The organism is Pseudomonas sp. F-14 TE3623, from assembly GCF_053629015.1.
This window is the reverse complement of record NZ_JBRJHM010000001.1, coordinates 951,414-964,597: the sequence shown is the minus strand read 5'-3', so window position 1 is coordinate 964,597 and position 13,184 is coordinate 951,414. Positions and strand designations below refer to the sequence as shown.

The 13,184-nt window shown below is 58.8% G+C and carries 10 protein-coding genes; 5 read left to right on the top strand and 5 right to left on the bottom strand.

Annotated features, from left to right (window positions below):
* Positions 1–10: 10 nt before the first annotated feature.
* The 3 genes from AB7M29_RS04365 to AB7M29_RS04355 all read right to left on the bottom strand — a co-directional run bounded on the left by AB7M29_RS04365 (position 11) and on the right by AB7M29_RS04355 (position 4,081).
* Positions 11–817 carry an energy transducer TonB gene (locus tag AB7M29_RS04365; RefSeq protein WP_454246403.1) on the bottom strand — a complete coding sequence of 269 codons (807 nt, stop codon included), beginning with the start codon at positions 815–817 and terminating at the stop codon, positions 11–13.
* Between the two features lie 378 nt (positions 818–1,195).
* On the bottom strand, positions 1,196–1,522 hold the full coding sequence (locus tag AB7M29_RS04360) for a hypothetical protein (RefSeq protein ID WP_217855115.1): 327 nt from the start codon (positions 1,520–1,522) through the stop codon (positions 1,196–1,198).
* A 207-nt stretch (positions 1,523–1,729) separates the two neighbouring features.
* Positions 1,730–4,081: a TonB-dependent receptor gene (locus tag AB7M29_RS04355; RefSeq protein ID WP_454246402.1), complete on the bottom strand. Its 2,352-nt coding sequence runs from the start codon at positions 4,079–4,081 to the stop codon at positions 1,730–1,732.
* Positions 4,082–4,247: 166 nt separating this feature from the next.
* Here AB7M29_RS04355 and AB7M29_RS04350 point away from each other — a divergent pair, with 166 nt between their 5' ends.
* Both AB7M29_RS04350 and AB7M29_RS04345 read left to right on the top strand, forming a co-directional pair.
* Positions 4,248–5,192 (top strand): LysR family transcriptional regulator, encoded by a 945-nt coding sequence (locus AB7M29_RS04350; RefSeq protein ID WP_454246401.1) that lies wholly within the window; start codon positions 4,248–4,250, stop codon positions 5,190–5,192.
* A gap of 214 nt (positions 5,193–5,406) precedes the next feature.
* Positions 5,407–7,023: a sulfatase-like hydrolase/transferase gene (locus tag AB7M29_RS04345; RefSeq protein WP_454246400.1), complete on the top strand. Its 1,617-nt coding sequence runs from the start codon at positions 5,407–5,409 to the stop codon at positions 7,021–7,023.
* 105 nt (positions 7,024–7,128) lie between these two features.
* Here the strand turns inward: AB7M29_RS04345 and AB7M29_RS04340 are convergent, their stop codons facing one another.
* Positions 7,129–8,049 (bottom strand): TauD/TfdA dioxygenase family protein, encoded by a 921-nt coding sequence (locus tag AB7M29_RS04340; RefSeq protein ID WP_217855107.1) that lies wholly within the window; start codon positions 8,047–8,049, stop codon positions 7,129–7,131.
* 182 nt (positions 8,050–8,231) lie between these two features.
* On the opposite strand from AB7M29_RS04340, the gene AB7M29_RS04335 reads away from it, so the two are divergent.
* Positions 8,232–9,152: a LysR family transcriptional regulator gene (locus AB7M29_RS04335; protein ID WP_217855105.1), complete on the top strand. Its 921-nt coding sequence runs from the start codon at positions 8,232–8,234 to the stop codon at positions 9,150–9,152.
* Positions 9,153–9,300: 148 nt separating this feature from the next.
* On the opposite strand, the gene AB7M29_RS04330 is transcribed toward AB7M29_RS04335, so the two are convergent.
* Complete coding sequence (locus AB7M29_RS04330; RefSeq protein WP_217855103.1) at positions 9,301–10,314, bottom strand: ABC transporter substrate-binding protein; 1,014 nt, start codon at positions 10,312–10,314, stop codon at positions 9,301–9,303.
* Positions 10,315–10,768: 454 nt separating this feature from the next.
* On the opposite strand from AB7M29_RS04330, the gene AB7M29_RS04325 reads away from it, so the two are divergent.
* A complete protein-coding gene (locus AB7M29_RS04325) occupies positions 10,769–12,367 on the top strand; it encodes an ABC transporter permease (protein ID WP_454246399.1) in 1,599 nt (532 codons plus the stop codon).
* Entirely contained in the window at positions 12,364–13,179 is an 816-nt protein-coding gene (locus tag AB7M29_RS04320) for an ABC transporter ATP-binding protein (RefSeq protein WP_217855098.1), read from the top strand. The genes AB7M29_RS04325 and AB7M29_RS04320 overlap by 4 nt, the downstream gene beginning before the upstream one ends.
* The last annotated feature ends 5 nt before the right edge of the window (positions 13,180–13,184 follow it).

The window sequence follows — 13,184 nt, the reverse complement described above, 5'->3', positions numbered from 1 at the left end:
AGGTTTCGGTTTAATGAATCTTGAAATCGATGGGCACGCTGACCCAGCCGTCCTGGGCGACATCACCCTGCTTGGCCGGCACAAAACTCCACCGTTTCACAGCGCTTAACGCCGCGTCGTCGAGTGGCTGGCGACCACTGCTTTTCTGAATCTGGATTTCGCCGGGCTTGCCGCTGGCCAGCACGTGCACTCGCAACAACACCGTGCCTTCCCAGCCGCGACGCTGCGCCAGAGACGGGTATTCCGGGGCCGGGTTTTTCAGGTATGCGGCATTGGCCGAGGCTGGGGTCAACGGTGCGGGTGCCGGTGGCGCAGGTGGCGACGGAGCCGCAACAGGGACTGCCGGTTGTGGCGGTGCCGGTGGCTGCAAGACCGCTTTGGGTGTCGGTTTCGGCACCGGTTTGGCGATAGGCTTCGGCTTGGGGATCGGTTTCGGTGGTGGAGATTTCACGGCCAGTTCGTCTTCCACTGGCGGCGGCTCAATCACCGGTTGTACTGGTTGCGGTGGAGGCGGCTCGACTACTGGCGGTGCCGGGCGCGTGAACTCGATGGTCATCGGCGGGACCTCCGGCGGCACGATTGGCAATGCCTTGGTCGGTTGCTGATTGACCCAATAGATCACTGCACCATGCACCAACAACGCCAGCACACCGAGCAGGATCGTTTCCCGTCGACTCAGAATGCCCTTGGGCGCACGCTGCAAACGCAACTGGTCCAAGGGCACACGGTGTGGCCGGCCGAGATCGACCAAGTCGCCGCTCGGTGCCTGGCGCCACAGCGCCTCATGCGCACGGACAGCGGTTTGGACATTGCCCATTGATTTACTCCCTGCGGTCTCTTTTGCGAAAAACCCGACAGGTCGCACCTGATATCCCCCGTGCGTCCAATCGATGGGGGAATCATTGGGCCAGGCGCTTATCTCTTAAAGTAATTTTTAATGTTACATATAGATCAAAATAGAATATTAAAAATCGTCAGATTCGCCAAAGCCACGTCGTATAAGGCTTGTAGCCAAGTGCGTAAAAAACGATGCTTTTTACGCATTGAAATTATTTGTGGAAAGCATGGACTTCCGAGGGAGCGGGACGGTGAACACAACTAAAAATTTGAAAGGACATCCGTTAAATGATACTCACAAACAAAAACAGGCTGATGCATGACTAATGCATCAACCTGTTAGTTACTACAGCAATGTTTATTGCTTGACGAACTCGCCACCCAATGTCACTACATCACCATCGAAGTTGGTACGCGAACCCGCTGCCCGAAGTCGGGAATAGTTGTGGTCCGGCGAAAACAGTGACCAAGCCTGATACCCAGTGCCATCATTCAAACCGGTAAAGGTGACGATGGTCGGTTGCCCGGTGCTGTTCTGAAAGTGGTAATGCCCATAACTGACTTCGTAGTTCACACCACCTTGGCTGAACGAGCCACTGAATGTGCCATTGGAATCGTTGCCATCGGTAATAACCAGCTTGGCGCCAGCGTTGGAGTTCACATAAGTACCATTAATGCTCGACATGGTTCGATTTCCTTTATCGTTTAAATAAGTATCTTCCGATGAAAGCAAGTTTCCTCCTGGAAACTCACGCCAGTGAGCATGGTTCGACCCTTGGATTTTGTCCACATCAGAAAGGCTTTATTCATCTACTAAAATGCAATAATGACTATGTAAACACTTCATAATTTATTCCAAAACAAAGCACTCATTACTTCCCTTCGGACTAAGTCAGAAATCATAACGACCGGTCACGCCCAGCGTCCTTGGTGTGCCGAGTAGCCCTTCGTAGCCGCCATTACCGCCCGTCCACAAGGTCGTGTAGTAGGTCTTGTCGAAGGCGTTTTTCAGCCACAGGGAAACGTCCCATTGGCCCTGATTGAAGTCGCCGCGCAGGCCTGTGGATAAGTTGACCACCGCATAACTCGGGATCTGCCCGTAGTCAGAGTCTTCCACCGTGCCCACCGCTTTGGAGCGGAACGCGTAGCTTGCAGTAACGTACTCTTCGAAGCCGTTGGCGAGGTTCCATTTGTACTCGCCGTTGGCGTTGCCGATCCATTTCGAAGCACCGACCACCTGGTGGCCGCTGAGGTCGCAAGACGCCGGGGCGCCCGGAGCCAGGCTGACTTCCGGTGGGCATGGTGCGTCCTTGTAGGAGAGGTAGCTCACGTCGTTGTAGGAACCGTTAACGTTCAACGTCAGGCCGCGCAACGGGATCAGGGTGCTTTCGAACTCCACGCCGCGAGAGCGCACGGAGCCGGCGTTGGTCAGGTATTGCACGCGGTTCGCGGCGTCGTAGGCGTTGGTCTGGTAACCGTTGACCTGGGTCCAGAACACGTTGGCGTTAAGTTGCAGGCGACGGTCCCACAGGGTGCTCTTGAAACCCAGTTCGGCATTGTTGGCGCGCTCGGTGCCGATCAACAATGAGTCGGCGCCCGCGGTTGGCGCTGAACCGACGGCAAGGTTCACCCCGCCGGACTTCTCGCCGTGGGACAGCGTTGCGTAGCCGAGCAAGTCATCGGTGAAGCGGTAGCTGAGGTTCAACAATCCGGAAGGACTGGAACTGTATTGATTCAAATCGCCGGAATCGTAAGCGCCGGTACGACCGCGCCTTGCGGTGGCCGCCGCGCCGGTGACGGCCGCGCCACCCACCGGTGCATCGCGCGTGACCCAGGCGGTTTTCTCTTCATAGGTGCCGCGCACCCCGGCAGTAAAATCCAGACGCTCGGTGAGGTGCCAGGTGCCTTGGGCGAACAACGCAAAGCTGTCGGTTTCGATATGGCCGTGGCCCACGCTGTTGACGTTGGCCAAGGCGCCGCGTGGCGTGCCGTTCCAGATGTCCGCTTGCGGGCCGTAATAGGCGAAGGATTTGTTGTCCAGATCCGAGCCGAAGTAATAGGCGCCCAGCACGTAATCGAAGAACTCACCTTTAGGCGAGGCCAGGCGAAATTCCTGGGAATACTGTTTGTCCTCCACTGAAACCCCGGCATTGTAGGTCGCTGCCACGTTCAGACCGTCGTCATTGCGCGGGGTGAAATTCCACCAACGATAGGAGCTGATCGACGTCAGGGTGAAATCGTTCGGCAAGGTCCAGTTGGCCTCCAGCGATGTACCGCCCTGATGCACGGTGACGTGTTGATCGTTGTCCAGATTAACCTTGCGGTGGGAACCATTGACCAGCGTCGCACCGGCGGCGTTGGCCCGTGACTGGTAGAGGTTGACGCCATTGATGGTCGGCCCGGTGCTGTACAACACACGAGTGCCGGCGCTGGAGTCCTCTTCGTTGTAGTCGCCGATCCAGCGCAGGTTGAACGACTCGTTCGGTTTGTACAGCAACTGCCCACGGAAGCCCTCGCGAGATCCGCCGTTCAAATCATGGCCATTGAATTCGTTGTTGATGTCGCCGTCGCTGCGGGTGCGATAAGCAGAAAAGCGCCCGGCCAGTTCGTCGTTCAACGGCCCGGAAATCGTGCCCTTGGTCTGGAAGTAACCGTCCTCGCCCACCGACGTTTCGATACTGCGCTCTGGGGTAAAGGTCGGGGCGCGAGTGCTGATGTTGATGACGCCTGCGGTGGTGTTCTTGCCAAATAACGTACCTTGCGGGCCACGCAGCACTTCGAGTTGTTCGATGTCCATCAGATCGAACACCGCCATGCCCGGCCGGCCGAGGTAAACGTTGTCGATGTAGAGCCCGACGCTGCCTTCCAGGCCATCGCTCGCCGGGTTGTTGCCCAGACCTCGGATCGACACGCTGGACTGGCGCGCATGCATGTAGGCGACGTTGACGCTGGGCACCAGTTGTTGCAAATCCTGGATGCGATAGACCCGCTGTGATTCCAGCGCCTGACCGCTGACCACACTCATCGGCGTCGGCACGTCCTGCGAGCTTTCTTCGCGGCGGCGGGTGGTGACAGTCACGGTTTCCAGCTGCGAGCTGTCAGCCGTGACTTTCCCGGCGGGGACCGCTTCGGGGGTTGTGGTATCGGCCGCATACGCTTGGACGCTCCCCGCCAGCAACAGGGCCAGGGGCAGGCGTTTGAGCCGTCGTGGTATCAAGGGTGAGGCAGGGTTCAACGGACTCATTGAGCAGCTCCTGGTCAAAAAACACGCAGTGACTTTTCAGCGATGCATATTCTTTAAAGTTATTTATTTATGTTTTTACAGATATTTACTGCATAAGAGATTGCCTTTATAAGGAGTCGACCTAATGCATATCCAATGCATTTGCCCGATATTTTTAATGTGAAAAATGCATATCGATTTGCGCCAGCTCCGTCACTTCATTGCCCTCGCCGAACAGCGCAGCTTCGTCGCGGGCGCGATGGCGGTGAACCTGTCGCAATCGGCGTTCAGCCGCAGCATTCAGGCACTGGAACACAGCGTCGGCTGTCAGTTGGTGGATCGCGGACGCAAGGATCTGGCGCCGACCAAACAGGGTCAGATGTTGCTCGAACATGCGCGGCGACTGGTCAGCGGTGCGCAGCAGATGGCCAACGAGATCAGCCAGTTCAATGGCCTGGAGGCCGGTGAATTGCGCTTTGGTTGCGGCCCGGCGCCCGCGGCGGGATTGATCCCGCGGGCAATCGGCAGCTTCATCGGGAGCTATCCGAAAGCACGGGTGCAGTTCCAAGTGGACGACTGGCAAAGCCTGAGCAAGCGACTGCTGAGTGAGGAGTTCGAATTCTTCGTCGCTGACACTCGCTATTTCGAGGCCGACCCGGACTACCTGACCCAGCGTCTGCGCCCGCGTAAATGGCACTTCTGCTGCCGCGCCGGGCATCCGTTGGCCGGTCGCGAAAGCGTCAGTGCTGCCGAGTTGATGAGCTATCCGATGGCGGTCAGCATCCGCCCGCCGAACCTGCGAAAAGTCATCGTCGACCTCAGCGGCCGCCCGGACTTCACCCCGAATGTGGAATGCGAGAACAGCGCCAGCCTGCTCAGCGTGGTGATGCGTTCGGACGCCATCGGCATCGTCGGCATCTATTCCGATGCATTGCACAATGCCAAGGGTGAACTGGTGTGCTTGAAGATCGATGGGTTGGCCGATGACCTGGAAGAGCTGTACACCCGTTACGGAATTGTCAGCCGGGCCGGGTATCGGTTGTCGCCGTTGGCTGAGGCGATGATTGCGCAGATCAAGGCGATCGATGGGCAGGATGAGGACGTGTGTTCGCTGGAGAATCTGGCTGTCTGATCGGGCCTCATCGCGGGCAAGCCCGCTCCCACAGTGGATCTGTGCAAGCCCACAATTTGTGATCCACACAAAAACTGTGGGAGCGGGCTTGCCCGCGAAAGCGTCGGCCCAGGCAATGATGCACTTTCTGCATAAACCCCATTCCCCAAATGCACTTGCCCCCACCCCACCCCACCAGCGAAAACCGTCACCTGTCTTTTGATCGGTGAACCCCATGCCCAACACCCCGACCCCCGTGCGCAATGTGCTGTACATCATGTGCGATCAACTGCGCCGCGATTACCTGTCGTGCTACGGCCACCCGCACTTGCACACCCCGAATATCGATCGTCTGGCCGCCGCCGGCGTGCGTTTCAGTCGCGCCTACACCCAAGGCACAATCTGCGGACCGTCACGGATGTCGGCCTACACCGGGCGTTACGTCAGCAGCCATCAAGTGGCCTGGAACGCGGTGCCGTTGCCCCTGGAAGAACTGACCCTCGGCGATTACCTTCGCCCTCATGGCATCCGCACAGCGCTGGTGGGCAAGACCCACGCCACGCCCAATCTCGATGCCTTGCAGCGCTTGGCCATCGACACGCTCAGCGAGCAGGCGCAGGCGCTGAACGAAGTCGGATTCGAAGCGTACTTTCGCCATGACGGGATCTTCCCCGACAACCCGTTGTTCGACGAAAAACGCGAGTCCGCGCCCTACACCCATTACCTGCGCGAGCAAGGCTTCGAGGGCCGTAATCCGTGGCACGACTGGGCCAATGCGGCCCAAGGTGAGCAAGGGGAAATCCTCAGCGGCTGGAAAATGCGCAACGCCCATTTGCCGGCCCGCGTGCCTGAGCAGCATTCAGAAACCGCCTATACCACCGACCGCGCCATCGACTTCATTGACGAGCAAGGCGAGCAGCCATGGTGCCTGCATCTGTCGTACATCAAACCCCACTGGCCCTACATCGCTCCGGCGCCGTATCACGCGTTGTATGGCCCCGCGCAGGTGATCGCACCCGTGCGTGCGGTGCCGGGCAAGGAAAGCGATCACCCGGTGTACAGTGCGTTTCGTCAGCACGAAGAGAGCTTGAATTTTTCCCGCGATGAAGTGCGGTTGAACGTGATCCCCACCTACATGGGCTTGATCAAACAGGTCGATGACCAGCTGGGGCGGTTGTTCGATTTTCTTCAGAGCAACGGCCGTTGGGACGACACGTTGATTGTGTTCACCAGCGATCATGGAGACTTCCTCGGCGACCACTACCTGGGCGAGAAAGAATTTCTGCTGGAGCCTGCCGTGGGCGTTCCGTTGATCGTTCGCGACCCGCGTGCGGCGGCGGATGTTACGCGGGGTTCGGTGGATGACCGACTGGTGGAAACCATCGATGCGCTGCCAACCTTTCTCGAAGCGCTGGGACTACCTGGCGCAGAACATCGGCTTGAAGGACGCTCGCTGATTGCGCTGTTGCATGGGCTGGAAACTGACTGGCGCCGCTATGCGATCAGCGAATACGACTATGCGTTTCAGGCTCCGGCGCGGGAGCGACTGGGGCAGCCCATCGACCGTTGCCGCATGACCATGGTGCGCAGCGAACGCTGGAAATACCTGGCGTATGACGGCTTTGGGCCACAGCTGTTTGATTTGCTGAATGATCCGCAGGAGCTGCACGACTTGGGAGCAGATCCGGCGTTCGCCTCTGTTCGCGAAGAACATGCAGGGTATTTGTTTGAGTGGGTGCGAGGGTTGAAGCGACGGACGACCATCAGCCATCAGGAGATTGATCTACGTGGGCAGCGGTTTCGGTATGGCGAACCGGAGACCGAGAAACTGGTGCAGATCGGGGTGTGGTGAAAAAAAGCTTCGCGGGCAAGCCTCGCTCCTACAGTGTTGTGTCGCGCCCATTATCAAGGTCGGCGCGCAACTGTAGGAGCGAGGCTTGCCCGCGAATACGTCAGATCAGACAACGCCGATTTCAGCCCCCTTAATAGTCTGACTCCGCTGCCCCACCACTCCCACCGGCACTTCCCCCTTGAGCGTCACTCGGCGCACCACCCGATCCTGAGTCCCGTAGTCATCCACCGCGTAATGCTGGGTGGAGCGGTTGTCCCAGATCGCCACGTCACCGGCCTTCCAGCGCCAGCGCACGGTGTTCTCCAGGCGGGTGACGTGACTTTGCAACAGGTTGAACAGATGCGCCGAATCAGCCTGGGAATAACCTTTGATGCGTTTGACGAAATGCCCCAGCAGCAAACTCTTTTCGCCGCTGATCGGGTGTACGCGAACCACCGGGTGTTCGGTCTCGTAAACGGTTGAGGTGAAGACCTTGCGGTAGCGCTCCAGCTTCTCTGCCGAGACGTCAGGCTTGGCGCCGGCGTAGTCGTATTCATTGCTGTGAACGGCCCAGAGCTTGTCGGCCAATTCACGCAGCTCCAACGGCAGTTCGTTGTAAGCGCTGGCGGTATTTGCCCACAAGGTATCGCCACCGAAAGCCGGAGCGACCACCGAGCGCAGGATCGAGGCTTTCGGGTAGGCGTCGACGAAGGTCACGTCGGTATGCCAGGAGTTGGCGCGCTGGCCTTCAGCGCCGTCCAGTTCCAGCAGGTAGCGAGTGCCATCGCGCACCGGCACGGTCGGGTGCGCCACTGGCTCGCCGAGTAAATGCGCAAAGGCTTCCTGGCGCTGATCGTCGAGCTGGGTCTGCTCGCGGAAGAAGATCACTTTGTACTGCACCAGCGCCTGCTGGATGGCGTCAATGACGGCGGCATCCAGCTCACCAGAGAGGTGCACGCCACGGATCTCGGCGCCGATCCGGCCGGCCACCGGATGGATTTCAAGCGCGTGAACAGCGGGTTTTACAGCTAAAGCGGCATTGCTCATGGGTAGACCCTCTATCGGACTGCTGACGGTTGAGCGCCAGCGAAACAACGCTCTATCTATATTCACTTTAGATCTAATAGATATTCACATGCTTCGTTGACGGAATAAGAGCTTGCATTTAAAACCTCAACCACCCTCGTCGCAAATGCCTTCGAACTATTTTTAGGATGCCGGGAAAGCATATGGATCTTCGCCAGTTGCGCTACTTCATCGCCCTCAACGAATACCGCAGTTTTGTCCGCGCAGCCGACGCCATGGGCATCACTCAACCGGCATTCAGCCGCAGCATTCAGGGGCTGGAGCAAGAGTTCGGTTGCGTGCTGGTGGACCGCGGCAACAAGGATTTACGCCCCACGCCCGAAGGCCAGGTAGTACTGCAACACGCACTGACATTGGTGCAGGGGGCAGCACTGCTCAGCGCCGAAGTGACGCAAATGACCAAACTCGACGCCGGTGAACTGCGCTTCGGTTGCGGCCCGGCGCCAGCAGTGAAACTGGTGCCGGACGCCGTGGCGCAATTCATCAATGCACACCCGAAAGTGCGCACCTGTTTTCAAGTGGATAACTGGGAAAAACTCAGCCGTGCACTGAGCCGCGAAGAGATCGAATTCTTCATTGCTGACATTCGTCATTTCGAGGCCGATCCGAACTTCCAGACCCAGGCCCTGACCCCCAAGCGCGGGGTGTTTTTCTGCCGGCCGGGGCATCCGCTGCTCGCCAAGGAAAGCCTGTCGACCAACGACATGTTCGACTATCCATTGGCGACCACGCTGATCCCGCCGGGTATTCGCAAATTGCTGGCGAACCTCAGTGGGCGGATGGACTTTTCGCCGACCATCGAGACTGAACATTTTCCGGCGCTAGTGAAGATCGTGCTGCAATCCAATGCCATCGGCGTGGGGACCCACGAGGCGTTTGTCGAGGACATCGCCCAGGGTTCGTTGGCACTGCTGCACTGGCGCAATTTGCCGCAAAACATCGAGAGCATGAATGCCCGGTGCGGGATTGTGAGTCGCACGGGGTTTCGGTTGTCGCCGGCGGCAAGAGCAATGATCGAGACGTTGGTGGCGGTGGATAAACAGCAAATCGCTGTCGCGGTTTGATAGCTTTTGTGGCGAGGGAGCTTGCTCCCGCTGGACCGCGAAGCGGTCCCAAACCAGCCAGCGCGTTTACTCAGAAAGAGTGCGATGACCGGATTGCGACTGCTGCGCAGCCGAGCGGGAGCAAGCTCCCTCGCCACAAGTGTTCGCTTTAAAGTTTTGCGGCAGCCAACTCAGGCGCCACCCAATCGCTCACCTTGAACGGCTTGCGAATCAGTTTCTGCTGCGAAGCCAGGTCCACCGCGTCTTGCAATTTCCCCAGGAACACCGGGTCCAGCGTCGACGGGAAAACCTCGCTCAATTTTTGATCCTTCAGATCCTGCGTGAGAATCACCGCCGGGTAACTCGCCAACCCCGACACCAACTGAATGTACGCGTCCTTGTTGCTGTCCTGAGTCAACCACTCCACTGCCTGCTGCTGGGCCTTCAGCAATTTGGCGACGACTTCGGGATTCTCGTCGACAAACTTTCCGGTACCCACCAACACAGCCTGAATACTGCCCGCGCCGCCCAGGTCCTTGGTGTTCAGAGGCAACTCGGCCAACCCTTTTGCTTGCAAAGCCGTCAACCCGGAGCTGCCCCAGGATGCATCGATCTGCTTGGCCGCCAGCGCTGCAACGGCGCCGTTGAAGTCGAGGTTGATGATCTTTACGTCCTTCTCGCTCAAACCCTGGCTGGCTAATGCCGCATCGAAGGACAACTGGGTGGCGGTACCCCGAAAGATCGCCACACGTTTGCCTTTGAGGTCTTGCAGCGTTTTGATTCCCGAGCCCGGCACCACGCCCAGATACTGTTTCACTCCACGTGCCGTGGCGCTGAGCAGCCGTGTGTCCAAGCCATTCGACTTGCCGATGATCGCCGCCAGATCGCCGAGGTAGGCCAGGTCCACCTGCCCGTTGGCAAAAGCCTCGTTAATCACCGGCCCGGCCCCCTTGAAGAAACTCCACTGAATCTTGATGCCCTGGTCGGCGAAGGCCTTTTCGTAGATTTGCTGGCTGCGCAATACATCCACCACCCCGCCGCCGCTGTGCTGGGTTCCAGCGCTGAGGTCGGGTACGGCGATCCTGATTTCCTTGAGCTCGGAGGCGTTGGCCGTGAATGCCAGCAAACCCGCCAGGGCCGGCGCGGCAAACAGACTGATGACACGTTTGAAGGGGAGGTTCATGGGTGCGACTCCTGGTGGCGACGGGCGTTGAGGAGTCGAAAGTAGGCTTAATCTGCATCAGCACTTAAATACTATAAATTCACATTTTTATATCTTTTAGACCTAAGCAAGCTGGCGCGGGCATCTTGATCGGGTATGCATGGACAGCATCGAAAATATTCTTCGAATGCATTGGATGCGTGTGGGCTGTAGGCCTTAAATGGTCTCGCTTATCTCTCAATAGCATTGAATTAAATTTTTATAGATCGAATTTGCATACATCTGACCTATGGGAGCGAGGCTTGTGTGGCGAGGGGGCTTGCCCCCGTTGGGGTGCGAAGCGCCCCTAAAAACAGTCACCGCGATCTTGAATTAGAAAGTGGTGACTGATTTTACGACTGCTTCGCAGTCGAACTGGGGCAAGCCCCCTCGCCACACAAGCCTCGCTCCTACAGGTCGACAACGGAGGTCACCCATGGCCCGTGTTTCCCTGCTCAGCCTGCCGCTGACCGCCCCGCCGCTCAAATATCGAGCCCTTTGGCCAAGCCTGAGCCAACGGCTATTGCCCTGGCTGTTGCCAATCAGTCTTTTCGCACTTTGGTGGCTGGCCAGCCGTAATCACTGGATGAGCGAGCAGATCCTGCCCGCGCCTTCATTGGTCTGGAGCAGCGCGGTGGAATTGTCCCAAGGCGAGTTGTGGAGCCACCTGTGGATCAGCCTGCAACGCTTGTTTTGGGGACTGCTCGCCGGAATCGGCGCCGGTGCGATTTTGGGCGCAGCGCTGGGGTTCAGTCGCCGTCTCGAGCGCTTGGTTTTCCCGACATTCGCCGGTTTGGCGCAAGTCCCGACCCTGGCGTGGATTCCGTTGTTTATGGTGTTTTTTGGCATCGGCGAAGTGCTGAAACTGGTAGTGCTGATCAAAGCCATCGTGGTTCCGGTGACGCTGCACACGCTGGTCGGCGTGCGTGATGCGCAACCCAGGCTGCGTGAAGCCGCTGCCGTGTTGCGCTTGCCGCCGCGACTGTCGATTCGCCGTCTGGTGTTACCGGCAGCGCTGCCAGCGTTCATGGCCGGCGTGCGCCTAGCGCTGTCAGCCGGCTGGACGTCGTTGCTGGCCGTCGAATTGCTCGCCTCCAGCGAAGGCATCGGTTACCTGATGGTTTGGGCCCGACAGTTGTTCATGCTTGATATCGTCTTCGTCTGCATCGTGGTCATCGGCCTCATTGGCGTGGTCATGGATCGTGGCATCGGCCTGCTGGACAAAAAACTGGTGCACTGGCCGCACTCGGCCACCGCAGAGATTCGTCGCGGCCCGCGTTATCAGGGCTGGCAACGTGTGCAACCGTGGCTGCTGCCATTGGCATTGCTGACGCTGTGGCAACTGGCGACGAATCAGCAGTGGGTCGACGCGAACATTCTGGTCAGTCCCTTGGTAGTACTGGAAACCACCTGGAACGGTTTGTTCGGCGGCACGTTGATCAACGGCATGGCCTTGAGTCTGGGCCGTACCCTCGGTGGCCTGCTGCTGGGCGGCGGTCTCGGCTTTGCGCTGGGGCTGCTACTGGGGCTTTCGCGCACCAGCGAACGCGTGCTCGGCCCGACGCTAGGAGCGCTCCGTCAAATCGCGATTTTCGCCTGGGTGCCGTTGCTCACTGCGTGGTTCGGTCTGGGGGAATTGGCCAAATGGGTGTTCGTCGCCCTCGCCGCGTTTTTCCCGCTGTTCATCGCCACCCAGCGCAGCGTCGCCAACCTCTCGCCACAACTCAACGAAGCCGCCCAGGTGTTGCGCCTGAGTCTTCTGCAACGGCTGCGTCGACTGGTTTTGCCGGGCGCCGCGCCGGGAATTTTCACAGGGCTCAGGCTGAGCCTGATCTACGCCTGGCTCGGCACCATCGGTGCCGAATATTTCATGCCGTCCAACGGCGGCATCGGCAGCCAGATGATCGGTGCCCAGCAACTGCTGCGCATGGACCTGATCATGGCCGGCATGTTGCTGGTGGGGCTGACCGGCGCCCTGCTCAACCTCATAGGCCAACGCCTCGAAATCCGCGCCACCCGCTGGAGACATGCATGAACGCACCGATTGTCAGCTTCAATCACGTGGGCAAATCCTTCGACGTCGATGGCGTTGAGCTGGAGGCCATTCGCGAATTCAGCCTGGACATCGCCGAGGGCGAATTCGTCGCCATCGTCGGTTCCAGTGGCTGCGGAAAATCTACCTTGCTGCGGCTGTTGGTGGGCCTCGATACGCAGTTTCGCGGGCAGATAACGGTGGACGGAACAGCCGTCACTGGCATCGGCAGCGAACGCGGCATCGTCTTTCAGGAACATCGCTTGTTTCCATGGCTGACGGTGGAAGACAACATCGGCCTGGGCCTGGTCAACGAGCCGCTGAGCGCCGAGCAAAAGCACCAACGCATCGGCGATTTCATCGAACTGGTGGGGCTAACCGATTTCATCCGGGCCTATCCCCATCAACTCTCTGGCGGCATGGCGCAACGGGTGGCTATCGCTCGCGGCCTGGTGGCCAGCCCGCGAATTCTGCTGCTCGACGAACCCTTCGGCGCCCTCGATGCCTTGACCCGTCAGCAGATGCAGGACGAGCTGCTGGCGATTCGCGCCCGGGCAAAAATCACCACGGTGCTGGTCACCCACGATGTCGAGGAGGCGATCTTCCTCGCCGACCGCGTGGTGGTGATGGAACCGCGCCCCGGGCGGATCAAGCAAGTGGTCGACATTGCCCTGCCCCATCCGCGCCAGCGCAGCAACTTCGATTTCCATCAGCTGCGTGAAGAGCTGCTTCACGAACTCACCAGCGACGACCATTACCAACCAAGCGGGCCGGTGCAGATCCATGATCTGCCGCTGTCTTTTATTGCCTGCTGATCAGG